The following is an 18,768-nucleotide window of genomic DNA, read 5'->3' on the forward strand; positions in this document are numbered from 1 at the left end:
CGCGTGCGGCCGCAGTGCTGCGGCCCTGGAGGGAATCCGATGAGGCAACGCACGTCCAGGCTGCGTTCGAGTGCGGCCGCACTGATCAGCACGGTGGCCCTGGTGGTGGCCGGGTTCGTCCCGGCGTCCGCCGCGGCTGACGCCGGGACGGCCGAGCTGCCGGCCGACCCGCTCGTCAAGATCCACGAGACCGTGAGCGACGCCGGGTTCGCGCATCCCGGCGTCGGCCTGACCGCGGACAACCTCGAGAACATGCGGACCCAGGTGCTCGCCGGCGTGGAGCCGTGGGCGAGCTACTACGACGCCATGACGCAGACCAGGTACGCGTCCGCCACCTTCAAGGCGTCGATCCAGGGCCCGACCGACGAGCAGCCGACCAGCACGGCGTACGACACGGCGAGCATGCGCGGACGGCAGCACACCGACAGCCTCGGCGCCATGACGCAGGCACTGATGTACCTGGTCACCGGCGAGGAGCTGTACCGGGCGAACGCGCTGCACGTGATCCGCACCTGGAGCAGCCTCGACCCCGCCCGGTACAAGTACTTTCCCGACGCCCACATCCACACCGGCGTCCCCCTCTACCAGACCCTGGTCGCCGCCGAGATCATCCGCTCGACCGAGCCGGTGAACGACGAGCTCGACGGGTACGACCTGCGCTGGACGGAGCGCGACCAGCAGCGGATCGAGGGCAACCTCGTCCGCCCGGTGCTCGACACGTTCCTGTTCTCCGAGAACCGGCTGTGGAACCAGCACCTGTACGGCGTGATCGGCATGGTGGCCGCGGCGATCTTCCTCGACGACGCCGACCTCTACGCCGAGCGCGTCGAATGGTTCACCGTGAACGCCGGCTACAAGAGCGAGCACACGATCAACGGCGGGGACGTCAACGGTTCGCTGGCCGCCGTCTTCCGCGAGATCGAGGTGGACGACCCGCGCAACCCCTACGGCAAGAGCTTCGTCCAGCACCTGGAGATGGGCCGCGACCAGGCGCACGCCGAGGGCGACGTCGACCTCCTGGCCGCCCTGGCCCGCATCGTGCACAACCAGGGCACGCGGGTCGACCCCGCCGCCGGCACCGTCTCGACCGCGTCGGACGCCGTCAGCCCGTACGCGTTCCTGGACAACCGCATCCTCGAAGGCGGCGACGTCTTCGCGGCCTTCATGATGGGCGAGGAACCGCCCTACATCGACACGTCCGGGGGAGCGGGCAAGCTCGCCGAGGCCTACCGCGGACGCCTGCGCGAGCCGCTCAACGAGCTCTACTACCAGTACGAGTACGTCGCGGGCGTGGACGTCGAGGCGGAGGCGCCGTTCGTGGCCGAGATGTACCGGCACGGCGACGGGCCCCTGTACCGCTACGGCACCGGGGTCTCGAACTTCTGGAACGAGAGCGGCTCGGACTACACCGGCGCCGAGTACTGGGTGGCGTTCCCGCCGGAGCTCGCCGACCAGGACGTCACCGTCCCCGCCGTCGGCGACGGGCCCGAGCTGCCCCTGGAGAAGTTCGGCCACACCCTCGGCAAGGGCGCCAGGCAGCTGACCGACGACGCAGGCGAGCGCTTCGTCCGGCTCGACGCCAGGAAGGACGACGCCCAGGTCGCCGTGCGCCGCGTCGTCTACGCCGACCGCAGCCGCACCGCGCTGGTCGGGGTGCGGGTCCGCACCCACGCCACCGCGACCCTCGAGGTCTCCCGGACCTCGTACGGCGAGCCGTTCACCACCGTCCAGCTCCCGGACACCGGTGGACGGTGGCGGCACGTCTGGTTCGACGTCGCCACGGCGAAGGTGCCGTCAGCCGGAGCCAACCTGGTGGTGCTCGGTGCGACCGGCGGCAGGACCCACGTGGACGTCGAGAGCGTGCTCGCCGACGCCAACGGGACCCTCGCCCCGCCGACGTTCAGTGACGGCGCCTCCCTGGACGCCGTGGCGGTGGCCGGCGAGCCCTATGCGCGGGACCTCGGGGTGACCGACCCCGACGGCGACTTCACGCTGGCGCTCCAGGACGCGCCGCGCGGGGCGACGGTCTCGGCCGACGGCACGTTCACGTGGACGCCGGACGGCAGGCGTGACGTCGAGGACCTCGTCGTCGTCGCCTCGGACGACCGGGCCGACACCGCGTTGCCCGTGTCCCTCACCGTCGCACCGGACCGTACCGCCGCGGTGGACGCGCTCCAGGCCGGGCTGGAGGCGCCGGAGGCGTACACGACCGCCAGCTGGCGGTCGTTCGCCGACGCGCGGGCGGCCGCGCTGGACGGCGTGGACGGCTCGGGCGCGGCGGAGTTCGGTGCCCTGCTGGAGCGTCTGCGGCTCGCCGTCGCCGACCTGGAGCTGCTCGACCCGCGCCTACCTGACGGCACGCTCGACTTCTCCCGCATCGTCTCCTCGGAACGGATCACGCCGACGACCCTCCTGGCCCTCACGGACGGGGACAGCCAGACCACCTGGGGAGACCTGCGGGTGCCGAGCGTCGTGCTCGACCTCGGGCCGGGCTACCGCGTCCGGGCCGACGGCTTCGGGTTCCTCGCCCGGGACACGTTCCCCAACCGGGCCGAGGGCACGAACGTCTACGGGTCGTCCGACGGCGAGGACTGGACGCTGCTGACCGAGCACCCCAACGTGGGCGACGACACCGAGATCGAGCAGGTGGCGGTGCGCGCGGCGGAGCGGGACAGCGTGTTCCGATACCTCAAGCTCCAGATCGACGAGCCCGGCGCGCCGACCGATCCCGCCTCGCCTGTCGTCATCTGGACCCTCGCGGACTTCCGGATCGACGGCGAACGGATCGAGGCGGACCTGGACCTGCTGCTCGCCGAGGCGCAGGCGGCGGACCTGTCGGGCTGGTCGCGGGGGTCAGTAGTGCTGTTCACGAGGGAGATCGAGGCGGTCCGCACCGCCTCCGCTGAGGAGGGGGCGGACACGAAGGCGCTCGCACAGCGCGTCCTTGCCGCCTGGGACCTGCTGGAACGGCCGGCACCCGAGCTCGCCGACGTCGCGCACGCGTGGGTCACCGCGAGCACGCCGTCGTGGGACGGCAGCCGGGACGCCGCGGCCAACGGCTGGGCGATGTTCGACGGTGACCCGGGCACCTTCACCGATACGAAGCAGGCCAACGGCTGGGTCCAGGTCGTTCCCGACGACGACACCACCTTCCACGTCGAGGCCGTGCGGTACCTGCCCCGTTCCACCCACGTGAGCCGCGCCGACGGCGTCCAACTCCAGCGATCCGACGACGGCGGGCAGACCTGGCAAACCTTCGCCACGATCGGTGGCGCGACGGCGGGCTGGAACCAGATCGACCTGCCCGAGCCGGTCGAGACGGCAGCGATCCGGGTGCTGGCCTCCTCGGGCAACACCAATCTGGCCGAGGTCGCGCTCGTCACCAGCACCGTGGACCGCACAGGGCTCGACCTGTACCTGGCGGAGACCGCGGAGCTGGCCGCGAGCGACTGGACCACCGCGTCCTGGGAGCGCCTCGCCGCCGCGCGCGAGGCGGGGATCGCCCTCCGGGCCGACGGCGCCGACCCCGACCAGGAGGAGGTGGACACCGCCACCGACGAGCTCGCCGCGGCCGTGGCCGCGCTCGAAGCGGCCTGAAGCCTGGCCGTCTCTTTGATGTCCGCTCTCCATGCCCGTGTCGATGACGACAGAACGGAAGCTGCGATGACTTCACGTGAAGAGCACCCGAACACCGGCCGGGACGGCGCCTCGCGCCGGGCCTTCCTCGCCGGATCGTCCCTGGCCCTCCTGGCCGGGATCTCCGGCAGCGCCCTGGCCGCACAGGCGGCGGCAGCTGCCCCGGCGAACCCGCACGGTGCCCCGCTCGGCGGTGCGGCGGGCGGCGCGGCGCGGCGCGCGTCCGCCCTCGCCTACGCCCACCCCGGCATGCAGCACACGGCGGCCCAGCTCGACGCCGCCGCCCGCCGGGTAGCGGCCGGCACCCAGCCGTGGAAGGGCGGGTGGGACCGCCTCGTCGCGAACGGCCGCTCGTCCGCGACGTGGCAGCCGCGCCCGCTCGCGGACGTGATCCGCGGCGGCGACGGCCAGAACTACGCCCAGATGTACCTCGACATCCACGCCGCCTACCAGAACGCCCTGCGGTGGCGCGTGTCGGGCGACGAGGCGCACGGGGCCGCCGCGGTGCGCATCCTCAACGCCTGGTCCGGCACCCTGCGGTCGCTCGGCGGTAACGCCGACCGGTTCCTGGCCTCCGGCATCTACGGGTACCAGTTCGCCAACGCCGCCGAGCTCGTCCGTGACCGGTCGGACTTCGACCTCGGGCGGTTCCGGAACATGCTGCTCGGCATCTTCCACCCGATGAACGAGCACTTCCTGACCAACCACAACGACGCGGTGATCACGAACTACTGGGCCAACTGGGACCTGTGCAACATGGCGTCGATCCTCGCTATCGGGATCTTCGCCGACCGCGCGGACCTGGTCGGGCGCGCCGTCGACTACTTCGAGGACGGCGCGGGGAACGGCTCGATCAGGAACGCGGTGCCGTTCCTGCACGCCGAGGACGGCGGCCTCGGGCAGTGGCAGGAGTCGGGCCGCGACCAGGCGCACACGATCATGGGCGTCGGCCTCATGGCCGCGTTCTGCGAGATGGCCTGGAACCAGGGAATCGACTGCTACGGCTACGACAGCAACCGGTTCCTCAAGGGCGCGCAGTACGTCGCCAAGTACAACCTGGGCAACGCCGTGCCGTTTGCCGACTACACCTGGCAGTCCGGTCCGAACACGACCGCCCCGCACGTCGGGTGGCAGACCCACACCCAGATCAGTGCGGCGTCCCGCGGGCAGGCGCGGCCGGTGTGGGCGATGATCCTGGCGCACTACTCGGGGAGGAAGGGTCTGGAGGCGCGCTGGGTGCGGCAGATCGCCGAGTCGATCCGTCCTGAGGGCGGTGGCGGCGACTACGGCACGGGGTCGGGCGGGTTCGACCAGCTCGGGTTCGGCACACTCATGTACTGACCGGTCGGCACTCCCGTCACCAGCCCGCAGCAGTCCGTCACCGGGGCTCCGACGCCAGCGCGACCAGCCGCTCCGCCTTCAGCTCGGTCTCGTGCCACTCCGCCGTCGGGTCGGAGCCCCAGGTGATGCCGGCGCCGGTGCCGAACCGGAGCACCCCGCCGGTTCCGTGGTCGGCCCACCAGAACGTGCGGATGCCGACGGCGAGCGACGCCTCGCCGTCGGCCACCCACCCCACCGCGCCGCAGTACGGGCCGCGGGGCACGGGCTCCAGCTCACCGATGATCCGCAGCGCGCTCGACTTCGGGGCACCCGAGACCGACCCCGGCGGGAACGTGCCGGCCAGCAGACGGCGCCACAGCTCGCCGGAGCGGACGACGTCGTCGGACAGGGTGCCGCGCACGCGAGAGACGAGGTGCACCAGGCCGGGATGCTCCTCGACCGCCAGCAGTCCGGTGACCTCGACGGTGCCCGGGCGGCAGACGATCTGCAGGTCATTGCGCACGAGGTCCGTGATCATCACGTTCTCGGCGCGGTCCTTCTCGGTGAGCCCGTCGGGCGTGCGCGCCGTGCCCTTGATCGGGCCGGACTCGACGACGGTGCCCGTCCCCGGCTCCTCCCGCACGGCCAGGTAGAGCTCGGGGGAGGCGCTCACCACCCACACCGGGTCCAGCCCGCTGGCAGCAGGGACGTGGACGGCAGCGGCGTGCGGAGCAGGGTTCCCGGCCGCGAGCCGGGCGGCGAGCGCCCGGGCGTCGGGCTCGGTGCCGGTAGGCCCGGCGGCGAGCGGCGCGGACAGCACGCGGCAGATGTTCGCCTGGTAGACGTCGCCGTCGCGCACGTGCTCGCGGACCCGGCCGACGGCGGCCTCGTAGCCGGCCTGGTCCATGGACGAGGTCCAGGCGTCGGAGGGCGGGCCGGTCCAGGCGGTGGGGGAGGGCGCTCCGGCGTCGTGTGTACCGGCGTCCTGCACCTGGGCGAACCGCCACGCACGGGCACGGCCGCCGGCGCGGGTCCCGGAGCCTGCCTCGAAGTCGGCGACGACGAACCACGTGCCGGTCGCGAGCCGTTCGGGCTCGGCCAGGACGTCTATGCATTCGACGGCGTCCGTCGCGACGCGTCCGGCGAAGCGTGCCCAGCCGGTGTTCCCGGTCACGTCGGGCGGGGGAGTCACGGAACCCCGCCGGGACGGAACCGGTGGAATCGTGCGGTTTGCGGGCGGATGAGCCGAGCTGCGGGACACGGGACAACCGTACGGCGGCGCGCGCGATTGGACGGTTCGCCCTCTGTTCGATTAATGTTCAGAACGCGCCGGAACACCGGGGGAAACCCCAGGATGCCCGGCTTCGCGGATGTAGCTCAGTGGTAGAGCATCACCTTGCCAAGGTGAGGGTCGCGGGTTCAAGTCCCGTCATCCGCTCGGAAACGCCGCTCTCGTAGATCTTCGGCTGATGAGAGCACCCAAGGTTGTAGGTTTGACCCAGCGGTGGGTTGGCCGAGTGGCGAGGCAGCGGCCTGCAAAGCCGTATACACGGGTTCGAATCCCGTACCCACCTCGCATTGCAGCACGGGCGATTGGCGCAGCGGTAGCGCGCTTCCCTGACACGGAAGAGGTCACTGGTTCGATCCCAGTATCGCCCACCAGCACGGCAGGCCCCCTCACCAGCGGAAACGCTGGCCAGGGGGTCTTTTGTATGTCTGGGGCCCGCGGCTCAAAAGAGGACGTCATGCTGGGTCTCCGTGGTCGCTCTGGGCTTGGTGACGAGGGTTGCTCCCGCGGTGAAGGGTTCGTCGTCGTGGGCTCGGCTCAGGGCCCAGCCCTGGAGCAGACCGGTGTCCAGCAGCATGAGCCCGGCCGACGTGGCGAGGTACAGGTCGCGTCCGATCCGACACACGACCTCACCGTTGATCGTGGCTTCGGCATGCAGGGGGTCGATCTGCTGGTCAGGGGCAATTCCGCCGTGGGGCAACCCGTAGGTCGGGGTGTGATCCACGGGGTCGGTAGTGGTGCGGGTCTGACCGGACGGCCAGTCCAGACCCGCGGCGTGTTCCGCGACCGCGACGAGCTCTGCTGCGCGGGTCAGAGCTGTTCCGGGCGCCAGCCGGGCGCCGCGCTTTCGGGCGGTGCGGACCTGCTGGGGTATACCGAGCGCGGTGGTGAGCAGTGCTTCGCACCGCCTGGCGGACAACAGGGACCCGGCCGACAGGACCATCGAGGACAGCGCGCCCTGTTCCAGCAGCCGGGCTTGCCCGCGTTCGGTCGCCGTGATCCCGGTCTTGATGATGCTGCCGTGATGGGCGAGATAGACGGTGAACTCGCGGGGATCGTCCAGGGCGGTGTCGGTCGCGACCGACCGGGTGCGAGCGATCGCTGCGCAGGAGACGCACTGCCCGGACTTCGCACCCGCGTCGATCGGTGCGGCCGCGGTGCAGGGCACTCGGCGGCCGTCCCACCGCAGCCCGGTACAGCGCCGGTCCGACCCGACCCTGAGCGACAGGCGTGCCCCGGGTTCGACCGCGCTGGCGCGTACGTCACCGGTCGGCGAGAGCCACTCCAGCCTGGCGCCGGCCTCGGTCCAGACAAGCCCGGTGGGCCGCCAGGCGGGTGCGGAGGCATCGATCATGAGTCGCCTCCTAGCGTCGCAGGGCTCGGTACGTGTCGCGCGGTCTTCCGTCGGTGTTTCCTCGACGCATCCCGGGTCGCTCCATACTCTCCCAGGGACAGGATGCCCACCGGAGGTCCCGCGCCATGCCAGGTCCACGCAGTCACGAGACGGCCCACGGGTGGTTGCTCGCAATCGAGATCCTCTGTGGACTCGCGGTGTGGCTCGGTGTCTTCGTCCTTTTCGTCAACCACATCGAAGCCACCGGGTTCATCGTCCCCGTCAGTGAGGGGCCTCATCCCGACACCATCTCGGCGTACCGTGCCTGGGCACCGGTGACGGCGGCGGCGCTGCTCGTGATGCTTGTCGCGGCGTTCCGACGTCGCGCCCGCTGGCTCTTCCTCGGCCATGCGATCACAGCCTTCGTCGCGATCGCCGCCGTACTCCTGTTCGCCGTGCCCTCGATCGACTTCCGCTCATTGATCGACCCACCGCCGGTCGAGCAGTCTTACGGTCCTGGCTACGAGCCGTGCTACAGCGGCTCCGACGGCTGCCCAGGCGGCTAAGAGCTCAACTGTCGGCTACGGGCGGCTAGGGGCGTCTGCTGTCGGAGCGGGGGAGGTTACGACCCGGGCGTCACGGTCCATGATCCGTTCGTCGTGATGGCGAGCACCCCGGGCAGCGAGACGTCGTAGGAGTCGGTGAACGCCACGCTGTCCCCGAACACCCGAGGGCTGCCCGAGACGCTGAAGTAGCGGCCGGCGAACGAGTCGTCGGGCCCTGCCGGGGCGAACTCCACGTCGAGGCGTGTCGCTGTGTCGCCGAACGCCAGCACCTTCGAGCCGTCGCCGGACTGCTCGCCGGTCACGGGAGCCAGATCGTTCCACGACTCGAACCGCAGGCTCCACGGTCCTTCGGCGGCAAGCCAGACGGCCTGCTCGGGGTCACCACCCTTGAACACGTCCATGAGGTAGTCGCCGGCCAGGGCGCCGTCGGCCGCGCCGAACGGTGTGCCACGGTCGGGACCCGTGAGGACGGTCGCCCCCGAGCAGGCCGAGCAGTCGAGGTGGACGACGACAGCGAACTCGCCGTCCCGCTCGAAGGTGACCTCGGCGCTGCCCCGCCCTTCCGCCGCGGCGGGCGCACCCTCCGCCACGGTGCCCGCCGCCACCGAGCGGGCCGGTGCTTCGGTCGGGCGCAGGTCGGGCGTCGGTTCGGGCGTCGGTTCGGCCTCGGGTGCTGGTGCCTCCGGGGTCACGTCGGCACGGGGCGGCGCGGGCTCGGACGGGGTGGCGGTCCGGGCCGACGGGGATGCGCCCGTGGCGGGGCCTTCGGCGGCGGCACACGCGGTCGACGCGACCGCGACGAGGAACGCGGCGGCGAGCGCCGCGACCGTCGGACGCGGCCGGTCGTGGGGTGTGGTCACGGGGTCAGGCTGCCATGGAGTGCCCGGCTACTGCGTCGTGTAGTGCTCGATGCTCATCACCAGGATGACGCGGTCGGCGCTGTCCGGCGGCGGGGGCTGGTCGGGGGCGCCGTACCGCTCGGCGAGGTGGACGTAGAACGCGCCGGTCGGGTCCGGGATCACCTCGATCAGCTTCCCGCGGACCTCGACGTAGCTCAGCACGTTGTCGTCGTTGATGATCGCGAGGCTCATCGACGGGTTGTGCTGCAGGTTGCGGTACTTGGCGCGCTTCGTGGTGTGCGTGAAGCGCAGCGTCTCGCCGTCGAAGTCGAACCACATCGGGTTGACCTGGACCGTGTCGTCCGGGCGGATGGTGCCGAGGAACGCGTAGTTCGGCGCCTCCAGGAGCGGGATCAGGTGGGCGGGGATGACGTCGGTCGCACTCATACCGCCGAACATAGCCGCGGGCCGGTCTCCAGGGGACGCGTCGCAGGTGACACGCTCATTTCGATTGGACCGGCACACCGTTTGTGAACTACTCTTCCGGAGCGTCACCACAGGGGCCCGAAGGGGTCCGAGCTGGTGGCAACGCGGATGTAGCTCAGTGGTAGAGCATCACCTTGCCAAGGTGAGGGTCGCGGGTTCAAGTCCCGTCATCCGCTCGAACCCGCTTTTTTGGTGGGGAGCACGGTGGGTTGGCCGAGAGGCGAGGCAGCGGCCTGCAAAGCCGTACACACGGGTTCGAATCCCGTACCCACCTCGGGCGATTGGCGCAGCGGTAGCGCGCTTCCCTGACACGGAAGAGGTCACTGGTTCGATCCCAGTATCGCCCACCAGCAAAAAGGGCCCTCTGGCCAGCGGAAACGCTGGCCAGAGGGCCCTTTTGCACGCCTGCCCGCCCGGCGCCCGGGCCGCCGGTCTCAGACGCGGACGAGCATCTTGCCGGTGTTGGCGCCGCGCATCATGTCGAGGAACGCGTCGACGGTGTTCTCGATGCCGTCGACGACCGTCTCGTCGTAGGCGATCTTGCCCGCCGCGAACCAGGCCGTCATCTGCTCCTGGAACTCGGGGGCGAGGTGGAGGTAGGAGCCGAGGGTGAACCCTTGCAGGGTGAGCCCGCGCGTGATGATGTTGCCCATGTTGTCGGGTCCGGGGGTCTTCTCGGTCGTGTTGTAGCTGGCGATGGCGCCGCAGAGCGCGGCGCGTCCGCCGTCGTTGAACGCGTCGATGGCTGCTTCGAGGTGGTCGCCGCCGACGTTGTCGAAGAACACGTCGATCCCGTCGGGTGCGGCCTCGGCCAGCTGGGCGCGCACGTCGCCGTCCTTGTAGTTGAAGGCGGCGTCGTAGCCGTACTTCTCGGTCAGCAGCGCGACCTTCTCGGGTGAACCAGCCGATCCGATGACGCGCTCGGCTCCCAGGAGCTTGGCGATCTGGCCGGCGGCGGTGCCGACGGCGCCGGCCGCTCCGGAGATGAAGACGGTGTCGCCCTCCCGCATCCCGGCGATCGCGGTGAGCCCGACGTACGCGGTCAGCCCGGTCATGCCGAGCACGTGCAGGCGCAGCGACAGCGGCACGCCCGGCACGTCGGGGACGACGCGGAAGGTCGAGGCGTCGTCCTGCACGGTGTCGGACCAGCCGTGCTGGTGCAGCACGATCGCCCCGACGGGGACCTCGTCGGCGGCGGACTCGACCACGTGGCCGATCGCTCCGCCCGAGATGGTCTCGCCGAGCGCGAAGGGGGCGACGTAGCTGCGCACGTCGTTCATCCGGCCGCGCATGTACGGGTCGACCGAGACGAACGCGTTGCGCACGCGCACCTGGCCGGGCCGAAGGTCGCCGTAGGCGACGGTCGCGGTGCGGAAGTTCTCGTGGGCGGGCCATCCGCTCGGGCGGGAGGCGAGCTGGATCTGTGTGCTCATGAACTCGGACATCGATGTGCTCCCTCGGGCGGACCCACTGTTTCTGTAATGACTCTTCCAATATATACTGGACAGAGCGTTTCAGAAAACCGAGGAGGCGAGGATGGCTCGGACGCAAGCGTTCGACCGGGAAGTGGTGGTGCGCGCGGCACGCGCCCTGTTCTGGCGTGCCGGGTTCGAGGGAGCCTCGGTCCCAGCACTGGAGGAAGCGACAGGGCTGAGCCGGTCGAGCATCTACAACACCTTCGGCTCCAAGCGAGGGCTGTTCGACGCCGCGGTGCAGAGCTATCTCGACGAGGTGATCCGGCCCAGGCTGCGTCCCCTGAAGGACGAGGTCGTCGCCCCGGAGGCGGTGCTCACGTACCTGGACGGGCTGCGGGACGCGTTCACGAGAGCCGGGTCGATGTCCGCGGCCAACGGATGCCTGCTCATCAACACGGCGACCGCGCCGGTCGTGCGCGACGACGATGTCGCGCGAGTCGTCTCCGACTACCGTGCGGAGCTGCGTGCGGCGATCGGCCGTGGGGCCGCCGCCTACCTCGACGCCGCCACGCCGGTCGAGCAGGAGCGCCTCGCCGACGCGGTCACCGGGCTCTCGATCGCCGCGTTCGCGCTCGTGCGGATCGCCCCGTCCGAGGCGGTCCGCGCGCTCGCCACCGCGCGGGACCTGCTCACGGCGGCCCGGCTCAGCCGATGAGCCGGGAGCGCAGCGCCCGGATGTGACCAGGGGTGAGCCCGCCGCGGGACAGATAGGCCTCCACCGAGCCGTGCTGCGTGCGCAGGTGCTCCATGGCCCCGACGATGACGTGGCGGGTGGGCGGGATCTCGCGGCCGGCCAGCACCTCGCGGTCGGCGGCCCGCGCGGCGTACCGCGGCGCGAGTCGCTGGTTGGTGATCTCGTAGTCGTCGGCCAGCGCGTCGAGGTCCGCCCCGACGAGGCTGAGCGCGAGCGCCACCACGAGTCCCGTGCGGTCCTTGCCCGCGGCGCAGTGCACCAGCACCGGCCCCTCGGGCGCGTCCGCGACGGCACCGACGGCGCGCGCGAACAGCTCAGGACGCCGGTCCAGCAGGCCGGTGTACAGGTGCACCCACGGCCCTTCCTCCGGGTCGCCGGCCGCCTGCACCGGAACGTGCAGGTGCGCCGGGAGCTCGGCGAGCCTGCTGGGGTACTGCTCGATCTCCTCCGGGCGGCGCAGGTCGATGATCCGCGAGAAGCCGTAGGCGGTGGCGGCGACGACGCCGTCGTCGGTCAGGAAGCTGGGCGACTCCGAGCGGACCAGGGTGCGCTCGCGGACGGTGCCCCCGCCCGTGAGCGGGAGTCCACCGAGGTCACGCACGTTGAGGCAGCCGGGCCAGTCGAGGTGGAGCGGTGTGTAGTCCGTCACGCGGGTGAGATTAGCGCTCCGGCTCGTCCTCGCCTATCGGGATCTTGCCCTTGCGCATCTCGACGGCGATCTGCTCGGCGTCCAGCAGGTCCAGGGCGTTCCCGAGCTGGGCCGAGTCGTACGTGCCGGCGGACCGGGCGGCGAGCAGCTCCTCGCGCTGGGCGGCGATGGTGGCCAGCCGCAGCTCCCGGTACTGGACGAAGCGCTCCGTGGAGAGGACCGCGTCCTCGTCCTGCGACTCGTGCTCCCGGAACATGTCCTTGCGTACGCGGGCGACCACACCGTCGTCGTACGGTGTGCCGTCCGGGCGTCGGGGGTCGGCGAGGAACGCCCGAGCGGCCTGCTCGGTCTCGCGGCGCAGGGCGGGCAGGTCGCCCGTGGTGTCCTGCCCGACCAGTCCCAGCCGGCGGGTCACCCACGGGAGCGTGCTGCCCTGGACCAGCAGCGTGCCGAACGCGACACCGAACGCGACGAGGACCAGGAAGGACCGGCCGGGCGTCTCCGCCGGCAGCGTCTGCGCCGCGGCGAGCGTCACGACGCCGCGCATGCCCGCCCACACCAGGAGGGTGCCCTCGCGCCAGCCGAGCGGCTTGGCGAGGACGTAGTCGATGTCGGCGGTGCGGCGGCGCAGCGTGCCCTGGATCCGCCGCAGGCGGGCGGTCGTCGAGTGCCGGCCCGTGTGCTCCGTGCTCTCGGCGGTCGCGGGCGGGGTGGCGGCGACCCGCAGGTCGATGCGGTCCTGGAATCCCGTGAGCGTCTCCCGGACCGCCTGGCCGCGGCGTGCCCGGCGGGCCTGGATACCGATCAGCGGCGTGACGAAGGCCGCGCGCACCACCAGGACGGCGGCGCCCGCGACCGCGGCGACCCCGGCGGCCTGCAGGACCGAGCCGCTGCCGTGCTCCGCGTCCTCGATCAGGTCGAAGAGCTGGATGCCCATCGCGAGGAAGACCGCGCCCTCGAGCAGCAGCTCGACGGTGTGCCAGTTGGACCGCTCCGCGATCCGGTCCTGCGGGCGCAGGTGCCGCGCGGAGCCGTTGCCGGTCACCAGGCCCGCCGCGACGACCGCCACCAGCCCCGACGCGCCCAGCTCCTCCGCGGGCAGGTACGCGAGGAACGGGACGACGAACGACATGGCCGTGCTCAGGGCGGCGTGCTGCAGGCGCTTGCGGATGCGCAGGCCGACCCAGCCGACGGGGACCCCGACCACGACGGCGACACCCGCCGCGTACACGAAGCTGCCGACCACCTCCCACAGGCTGACGGACGCCGCCGTCGCCGCGATCGCCGACCGGAGCAGCACCAGCGCGGAGGCGTCGTTGAGCAGGGACTCGCCCTCGAGCATCGTGACGCTGCGCGGGGACGCCCCGAGCCGCTTCACGATGGTGGTCGCCACGGCGTCGGTCGGGCTGACGATCGCGCCCAGGGCGATGGCCGTGGCCAGGTCGATGTCCGGGATCAGCCACCGGAACAGCAGCCCGAGCAGCACCGAGCTGATCACCACGAGAGTGACGGACAGGCCGCCGATAGCCGTGAAGTCGCGCCGGAAGTCCATCGACGGCAGGCCGACCGCCGCGGAGTACAGCAGCGGGGGCAGCACGCCGCCGAGGATCAGCTCGGGCGGCACCTCGATCGCGGGCACCCAGGGCAGCAGGCTCACACCGGCGCCGAGCACCACCAGGACCAGCGGCGACGCGACACCGGCCCGGGGCGCGAGCGCGGTGACGGCGATGATGAGGGCCGCCGCGGCGACGGCGATGGTCAGGTACTCGACGTACTCCACGGCCCGACGGTACGAGACGCGGGGGACACCCGCCGACCGCTGGGCCCGGAATAACCGATCTGCCGCACCCACCCGTGCGGGCGCCCTTCGGTACGCGTAGGTTCTCGACAGGCGGCGGGACCCCGTCGCCGAGCAGGGGGCGCACAGTCGTGTGCCTGTGTCGAGAGGATTCGAACATGGGGCTTTTTGACAAGGCCAAGAAGTTCGCGACCGACCCGGACAACATCGAGAAGGCGAAGGAGCAGCTCAACGACGGCAACGTCGACGCCGCCACCGACAAGCTGAAGGAAGTCACGCCCGACCAGGCGGACGGCCTGATCGACCAGCTGGGCGACAAGGCCAAGGACTACGGCCAGAGCTGACCCACCGGTCGGCCTGCGGCGTGACTGCAGGCACGGGACCGCCGCTGTATCGGTACGATCGAGGGGCACCGTCCGCGGACGGTGCCCCTCGATCCGTTTCTTCTCGCATTTCCAAGGAGCACCCCTGTGTCCGACGTCGTATCGCCGCCCAGCCCTGCCGCAATCAACCCGGCTGACACCGGCACGGAGGCGACGACGACCACCGCCACGACGACCGGCGTCGAGCTGTACGGCGCGCGCCGCGACGTGGTCGTGGTGCGGGTGGACGGCGAGCTGTGGGACCTCGACCGGGAGATCCCGGCCGGTCACAAGGTCGAGCCGGTGACCGTCGGCGAGCCGGACGGCCTGGCCGTGCTGCGGCACAGCGCCGCGCACGTGCTCGCCCAGGCGGTGCAGCAGGTCAACCCGGACGCGAAGCTGGGCATCGGCCCGCCCGTGACGGACGGCTTCTACTACGACTTCGACGTCGAGACGCCGTTCACGCCCGAGGACCTCAAGGCTCTCGACAAGATCATGGGCCGCATCATCAAGGAGGGCCAGACGTTCCGTCGTCGTGTGGTCACCGAGGACGAGGCGCGCGCGGAGCTGGCGAACGAGCCGTACAAGCTGGAGCTGATCGGCCTCAAGGGAGGCTCGGGCGACGCGGACGGTGCCGAGGACAACGGCGAGAACGTCGAGGTCGGCGGCGCCGAGCTCACGATCTACGACAACGTCCGCGGCGCGGGTCGCGAGACCGAGGCCGTGGTCTGGAGCGACCTGTGCCGCGGCCCGCACCTGCCGAACACGCGCCTGATCGGCAACGGGGTGCAGCTCATGCGCTCGGCCGCGGCCTACTGGCGCGGCAGCGAGAAGAACCCCATGCTGCAGCGTGTCTACGGCACGGCGTGGCCCACCAAGGACGAGCTCAAGGCGCACCTGGAGCGGCTGGCCGAGGCCGAGCGGCGCGACCACCGGCGCATCGGCGCCGAGATGGACCTGTTCAGCTTCCACGACGAGGTCGGCTCCGGCCTGCCGCTGTTCCACCCCAAGGGTGGCGTGATCAAGCGCGTCATGGAGGACTACGTCCGCCAGCGGCACATCGAGGAGGGCTTCTCCTACGTCGGTACGCCGCACATCACCAAGGACGGGCTGTTCCACACCTCGGGGCACCTGCCGTACTACTCGGACACCATGTTCCCGGAGATGGACCTCGAGGGGTCCAAGTACCGGCTCAAGGCCATGAACTGCCCGATGCACAACCTGATCTTCGCCTCGCGCGGGCGCTCGTACCGTGAGCTGCCGCTGCGCCTGTTCGAGTTCGGCTCGGTGTACCGGTACGAGAAGTCCGGCGTCGTGCAGGGCCTGACGCGCGTCCGCGGGCTGACCCAGGACGACTCGCACTCCTACGTGACGCCCGAGCAGGCGCCGTCCGAGGTCAAGCACCTGCTGGACTTCATGCTCAGCGTGCTGCGCGACTTCGGCCTCGACGACTTCTACCTGGAGCTGTCCACGCGGGACGACTCGAAGCCGGACAAGTTCGTCGGCTCCGACGAGGACTGGGCCGCCGCCACGAAGATCCTCGAGGAGGTGGGCCGCGAGACCGGCCTGGAGCTCGTGGCCGACCCGGGCGGCGCCGCGTTCTACGGTCCGAAGATCTCGGTGCAGGCCAAGGACGCCATCGGGCGGACCTGGCAGATGGGCACCGTGCAGTACGACTTCAACCAGCCCAAGGGCTTCGGGCTGGAGTACACCGCTGCCGACGGTACCCGCCAGCAGCCCGTGATGATCCACTCGGCCAAGTTCGGCTCCATCGAGCGGTTCATGGGTGTGCTCATCGAGCACTACGCGGGCGCCTTCCCGGCCTGGCTCGCGCCCGTGCAGGTCAAGCTCGTCCCGGTCGCCGAGGCGTTCGACGACTACGTGAAGGACGTCGCCGCGCAGCTGACGGCCCGTGGCGTCCGCGTCGAGCTGGACCTGTCGGACGACCGGTTCGGCAAGAAGATCCGGAACGCGTCCAAGGAGAAGGTGCCGTTCACGCTCATCGCCGGCGGTGAGGACGTCGAGGCCGGTGCTGTGTCCTTCCGGTTCCGCGACGGGACGCAGGAGAACGGCGTGCCCGTGGCGGACGCCGTCGAGCGCATCGTGGCGGCCGTGGCCGAGCGGTCCCAGCAGGCCTGATGGAGCCCACCGTCCAGGACGCCGCGGACTTCGGCCCGCCCGACGACGGCCAGCAGCGGCTGTGGACGCCGCACCGCATGGTCTACATCGGCGGCCAGGACAAGCCAGCCGACTCGACGGTCGGGCAGTGTCCGTTCTGCCGCATCCCGCAGGGCGACGACGAGCAGGGGCTCGTCGTCGCCCGCGGGCAGCGGTGCTACGTCGTGCTGAACCTCTACCCGTACAACTCCGGGCACCTGATGGTGCTCCCGTACCGGCACGTCTCGGACTACACGGACCTCGACGCGGACGAGACGGTCGAGCTGGCACAGATGACTCAGCAGGCCATGCGCGTGTCGCGCGCCGTGTACGCGCCCGCAGGCTTCAATCTTGGTATCAACCAGGGCGAGGTGGCGGGCGCGGGCATCGCGGCGCACCTGCACCAGCACGTGGTGCCGCGCTGGCTGGGCGACGCGAACTTCCTGCCCGTCGTCGGCCAGACCAAGGCGTTGCCCGAGCTGCTGGGAGAGACTCGCCGCCGGCTCGCGGAGGCGTGGGTGACCGCAGGGGGCGGCAACCAAGAGGAGAACTGAATGTTACGGAGCCTGCGCTCCCTCATGACGACGGTGTTCACGCCCCTGGCCCGGCTGCTGCTCGCGCTGCGGGTCTCACCGGACGCCGTGACCGTCGCCGGCACGCTGATCGTCTCGGCGATCTCACTGACGCTGTTCCCCCTGGGGCACACGCTCGTGGGCGGCCTCCTGGTCGGGTTCTTCGTCCTGTTCGACTCGCTCGACGGGGTGATGGCGCGCATGTCCGGACGCTCCGGCCCGTGGGGCGCGTTCCTCGACTCCACGCTGGACCGCGTGGCCGACGGCGCGGTGTTCGGCGGCATCATGCTCTGGTTCGTCCTGCACCCCGACGAGCACCACGGCATGTGGGGCATCGCCGTCGCGCTGGCCTGCCTGGTGCTCGGCAGCGTGGTGCCGTACGCCCGGGCCCGGGCCGAGAGCGTCGGGGCCACCGCGCAGGTCGGCATCGCCGAGCGCGCCGACCGGCTCCTGCTGGCACTCGTCCCGTTCACGTTCATGCAGGTCGGCCTGCCGGTGGTGGTGCTGGAGGTCGTCCTGACGCTGCTGGCGCTGGCGAGCCTCGTGACCGTGCTCCAGCGCATGGCCACGGTGCGCGCACAGCTCACCCGCCGAGCCGAGCAGGGGGCCTGATGAACGTCGCGTCGGCGTACACGTTCGCCTGGCGGAACGCCACGAAGATCCCCGAGCCCGTCCTGCGGGCCCTGTTCACCGTGGTGGCCGACGTCACCTGGCTGCGGCACGGCAAGAGCGTGCGGCGCATGGAGCAGAACTACGCCCGCGTCCGGCCGGACCTCGACGCTGCCGCGATTCGCCGCCTGTCCCGCGCCGGGATGCGCAGCTACATGCGGTACTTCCGCGAGGCGTTCACCCTGCAGGGCATCACCCCCGAGCAGCTGCGGGCACGCGTCCGCGTGGAGGGCTACGACGAGCACGTCCGGCCGGTGGTCGACGACGGGGGAGCGGTCTCGCTGGCGCTGGGCCACCTCGGCAACTGGGACCTGGCCGGCGCGTACGGCTCCCAGTACCTCGCGAGCGTGCTCACGGTCGCCGAGCGGCTCAAGCCCGACGAGCTGTTCGAGGAGTTCGTGCGGTTCCGCGGCTCGCTCGGCATCGACGTGCTGGCCCTCGGCAACGGCGACGTGCTCGGCGCCCTGATCCGCGGCGCCAAGGAGGGCAGCAAGCTCATCCCGCTGCTCAGCGACCGCGACCTCACCTCGACCGGTATCGAGGTGGACCTCGCCGGCCACCGGGCCCGCGTGGCCGCGGGGCCGGCCCTGCTCGGCCTGGAGGCCGGCGTCCCCGTGCACGCGGTGGGCATCACGTACGAGCGGCTGCACGGCGCCCGGCGTCGGGCCGCCCGGACGCCGTGGGGGATCGTCATCCGGTTCTACCCGCCCCTGCCCGTGCCCGACGCCGCGCTGCCCCGCGACGAGCGGTCACGCCTGCTCACCCAGGGCTGGGTCGACCAGCTCGCAGAGACGGTCGTCGAGCACACCCACGACTGGCACATGCTGCAGCGCGTGTTCGTCGCCGACCTCGGGCCCGCCCGGCAGAAGGCCGCCCGCCCGCGGGAGACCGGATGAGAGGCGCCCGGCGCCGCAGTCACCGCGC

General features: G+C 71.3%; 16 protein-coding genes and 6 tRNA genes. 15 read left to right on the forward strand and 7 right to left on the reverse strand.

From position 1 onward, the window contains the following. Positions 1-39: 39 nt before the first annotated feature. On the forward strand, positions 40-3,597 hold the full coding sequence (locus LUM46_RS16295) for a discoidin domain-containing protein (RefSeq protein ID WP_274995252.1): 3,558 nt from the start codon (positions 40-42) through the stop codon (positions 3,595-3,597). 66 nt (positions 3,598-3,663) lie between these two features. Next, complete coding sequence (locus tag LUM46_RS16300) at positions 3,664-4,977, forward strand: alginate lyase family protein (protein WP_274995254.1); 1,314 nt, start codon at positions 3,664-3,666, stop codon at positions 4,975-4,977. 37 nt (positions 4,978-5,014) lie between these two features. Here LUM46_RS16300 and LUM46_RS16305 read toward each other — a convergent pair whose 3' ends face one another. Then, positions 5,015-6,148 carry a chorismate-binding protein gene (locus LUM46_RS16305; protein ID WP_274995256.1) on the reverse strand — a complete coding sequence of 378 codons (1,134 nt, stop codon included), beginning with the start codon at positions 6,146-6,148 and terminating at the stop codon, positions 5,015-5,017. A 174-nt stretch (positions 6,149-6,322) separates the two neighbouring features. Between LUM46_RS16305 and LUM46_RS16310 the strand changes: the two genes are divergently transcribed. The 3 genes from LUM46_RS16310 to LUM46_RS16320 all read left to right on the forward strand — a co-directional run bounded on the left by LUM46_RS16310 (position 6,323) and on the right by LUM46_RS16320 (position 6,618). Beyond that, positions 6,323-6,394: transfer RNA gene (locus LUM46_RS16310), tRNA-Gly, on the forward strand. A 65-nt stretch (positions 6,395-6,459) separates the two neighbouring features. Then, positions 6,460-6,530, forward strand: a tRNA-Cys gene (locus LUM46_RS16315). Between the two features lie 13 nt (positions 6,531-6,543). After that, positions 6,544-6,618: transfer RNA gene (locus LUM46_RS16320), tRNA-Val, on the forward strand. 68 nt (positions 6,619-6,686) lie between these two features. Here LUM46_RS16320 and LUM46_RS16325 read toward each other — a convergent pair. Then, positions 6,687-7,598, reverse strand: a complete 912-nt coding sequence (locus tag LUM46_RS16325) for a DUF2797 domain-containing protein (protein ID WP_274995257.1) — start codon at positions 7,596-7,598, stop codon at positions 6,687-6,689. A gap of 125 nt (positions 7,599-7,723) precedes the next feature. Between LUM46_RS16325 and LUM46_RS16330 the strand changes: the two genes are divergently transcribed. Continuing rightward, positions 7,724-8,143 carry a DUF6234 family protein gene (locus LUM46_RS16330; RefSeq protein WP_274995258.1) on the forward strand — a complete coding sequence of 140 codons (420 nt, stop codon included), beginning with the start codon at positions 7,724-7,726 and terminating at the stop codon, positions 8,141-8,143. 56 nt (positions 8,144-8,199) lie between these two features. Here the strand turns inward: LUM46_RS16330 and LUM46_RS16335 are convergent, their stop codons facing one another. Together LUM46_RS16335 and LUM46_RS16340 are read right to left on the reverse strand one after the other, a co-directional pair. Next, the gene (locus LUM46_RS16335) at positions 8,200-9,003 is read right to left on the reverse strand and encodes a hypothetical protein (protein ID WP_274995259.1); all 804 of its coding nucleotides are present in this window, start codon (positions 9,001-9,003) and stop codon (positions 8,200-8,202) included. A gap of 27 nt (positions 9,004-9,030) precedes the next feature. After that, entirely contained in the window at positions 9,031-9,429 is a 399-nt protein-coding gene (locus LUM46_RS16340) for a PPOX class F420-dependent oxidoreductase (protein WP_274995261.1), read from the reverse strand. Positions 9,430-9,572: 143 nt separating this feature from the next. On the opposite strand from LUM46_RS16340, the gene LUM46_RS16345 reads away from it, so the two are divergent. From LUM46_RS16345 to LUM46_RS16355, 3 genes are all read left to right on the forward strand, one after another. Next, positions 9,573-9,644: transfer RNA gene (locus tag LUM46_RS16345), tRNA-Gly, on the forward strand. A 27-nt stretch (positions 9,645-9,671) separates the two neighbouring features. Further along, a tRNA-Cys gene (locus LUM46_RS16350) sits at positions 9,672-9,742 on the forward strand. 1 nt (position 9,743) lies between these two features. Next, positions 9,744-9,818: transfer RNA gene (locus LUM46_RS16355), tRNA-Val, on the forward strand. Positions 9,819-9,902: 84 nt separating this feature from the next. Here the strand turns inward: LUM46_RS16355 and LUM46_RS16360 are convergent. Then, complete coding sequence (locus LUM46_RS16360; protein WP_274995263.1) at positions 9,903-10,913, reverse strand: NADP-dependent oxidoreductase; 1,011 nt, start codon at positions 10,911-10,913, stop codon at positions 9,903-9,905. 91 nt (positions 10,914-11,004) lie between these two features. Here LUM46_RS16360 and LUM46_RS16365 point away from each other — a divergent pair, with 91 nt between their 5' ends. Next, positions 11,005-11,598: a TetR/AcrR family transcriptional regulator gene (locus LUM46_RS16365; protein WP_274995264.1), complete on the forward strand. Its 594-nt coding sequence runs from the start codon at positions 11,005-11,007 to the stop codon at positions 11,596-11,598. On the opposite strand, the gene LUM46_RS16370 is transcribed toward LUM46_RS16365, so the two are convergent. Together LUM46_RS16370 and LUM46_RS16375 are read right to left on the reverse strand one after the other, a co-directional pair. Beyond that, complete coding sequence (locus LUM46_RS16370) at positions 11,588-12,286, reverse strand: tyrosine-protein phosphatase (protein ID WP_274995265.1); 699 nt, start codon at positions 12,284-12,286, stop codon at positions 11,588-11,590. The genes LUM46_RS16365 and LUM46_RS16370 overlap by 11 nt on opposite strands. 10 nt (positions 12,287-12,296) lie before the next feature. Beyond that, complete coding sequence (locus LUM46_RS16375; RefSeq protein ID WP_274995267.1) at positions 12,297-14,066, reverse strand: cation:proton antiporter; 1,770 nt, start codon at positions 14,064-14,066, stop codon at positions 12,297-12,299. A 176-nt stretch (positions 14,067-14,242) separates the two neighbouring features. Here LUM46_RS16375 and LUM46_RS16380 point away from each other — a divergent pair, with 176 nt between their 5' ends. From LUM46_RS16380 to LUM46_RS16400, 5 genes are all read left to right on the forward strand, one after another. Further along, positions 14,243-14,428: a hypothetical protein gene (locus tag LUM46_RS16380; protein WP_274995268.1), complete on the forward strand. Its 186-nt coding sequence runs from the start codon at positions 14,243-14,245 to the stop codon at positions 14,426-14,428. A gap of 126 nt (positions 14,429-14,554) precedes the next feature. Beyond that, the gene (gene thrS / locus LUM46_RS16385; protein ID WP_374726983.1) at positions 14,555-16,585 is read left to right on the forward strand and encodes a threonine--tRNA ligase; all 2,031 of its coding nucleotides are present in this window, start codon (positions 14,555-14,557) and stop codon (positions 16,583-16,585) included. Next, complete coding sequence (locus LUM46_RS16390; protein ID WP_274995270.1) at positions 16,585-17,157, forward strand: HIT family protein; 573 nt, start codon at positions 16,585-16,587, stop codon at positions 17,155-17,157. Before thrS ends, LUM46_RS16390 begins: the two co-directional genes overlap by 1 nt. After that, positions 17,158-17,787 carry a phosphatidylinositol phosphate synthase gene (pgsA, locus tag LUM46_RS16395; RefSeq protein ID WP_274995271.1) on the forward strand — a complete coding sequence of 210 codons (630 nt, stop codon included), beginning with the start codon at positions 17,158-17,160 and terminating at the stop codon, positions 17,785-17,787. Next, a complete protein-coding gene (locus tag LUM46_RS16400) occupies positions 17,787-18,740 on the forward strand; it encodes a phosphatidylinositol mannoside acyltransferase (protein WP_274995272.1) in 954 nt (317 codons plus the stop codon). The genes pgsA and LUM46_RS16400 overlap by 1 nt, the downstream gene beginning before the upstream one ends. Positions 18,741-18,768: the final 28 nt, after the last annotated feature.

The sequence above is a fragment of the Promicromonospora iranensis genome (assembly GCF_028994805.1).
Lineage (GTDB): Bacteria > Actinomycetota > Actinomycetes > Actinomycetales > Cellulomonadaceae > Promicromonospora > Promicromonospora iranensis.